General features: G+C 37.2%; 1 protein-coding gene and 1 pseudogene. Both read left to right on the top strand.

Features of this window, described 5'->3' with window-relative positions; genetic code table 11:
* Positions 1-582, top strand: a pseudogene (locus AC1DUA_RS39085) (hypothetical protein); the annotation flags it as partial.
* 80 nt (positions 583-662) lie between these two features.
* Entirely contained in the window at positions 663-809 is a 147-nt protein-coding gene (locus AC1DUA_RS39080) for a hypothetical protein (protein ID WP_477504797.1), read from the top strand.
* Positions 810-966: the final 157 nt, after the last annotated feature.

Raw genomic sequence — 966 nt, 5'->3', positions numbered from 1 at the left:
ATTTTCAAAAATGCAATAACCTTGAATAGACCATGGGTAATTACATACTCTTGTACATCAAATGGATTATATATTCGAGGAGTGGAGTTGATCTTGTTTAAAAGAACTTTATGTGTATTAGGGCTCACATTAGTAGTCGCTGGATGTGGAAAATCAGATGATTTAAAGCCTGAAGTAGTAAAACAGCCAAATCAGATCTCAATGGAATCAAAGGATAAAAAGGTTGAATTGGCTAGAACAGATAATGGGGTTGTGATAACTGCCATTAATCCTGCTGAGGGGGATTTATTTAAAGGGATTACGATTCAAACGAAGGATCAAAGTAAGGATTTCGAATGGAATATCTCGTCAAACCCGACTTACTATCCGACAGTTAAAACTGGAGATTTTTATATCGGCAACAAAGATGAGCTTGCAATAATACTTACCAAAGGTCATGGTACGGGAGTTCTTCAACAGGAGATCCACGTGCTAAAATTGGGAGATTTATCAGAGATTGCTGTTGAGAATCCTATAGAAGCTATTAAAAGAGATGTTAAGAGCAAAGTAACAAAGGGAGATAAAACAGTTACTGTGAATTAGAGGCTGACGGAGCACGAATTAAGAAAGAATACGAAAGGTCGGCTGCAGGATCGTGGAGTGAGACTGTAGTTTTTGGAGACATGGTCAATTTTATGATTGAGGAAAACAAAATCTTCGCTAATCTTCCTGGAGCGGTTAGTCCTGCACCTCATATAGTGGCTACTGCAGTTGTCGAGTATGGGAATGATTTGATGGTCAATAGAATGAGTCTTATTGAAGAGAAGTAAAAGAGCCCCTAAGGGCTCCTTTTTATAAACCACATCGTTTACTTAAGATACTTGTCCGCTACTGATGAACAAATTGCAAATATTGTGGATGTTCCTATAAAGAATGAATAAAGTATAATCGCAAATTCCGAAAAGAAAAATTCTCTTCTTCCTAGAT

This window comes from Paenibacillus sp. 01T422 (genome assembly GCF_056398785.1).
Note: the sequence above shows the minus strand (reverse complement) of the source record. Positions and strands in the feature narration are given on the sequence as shown.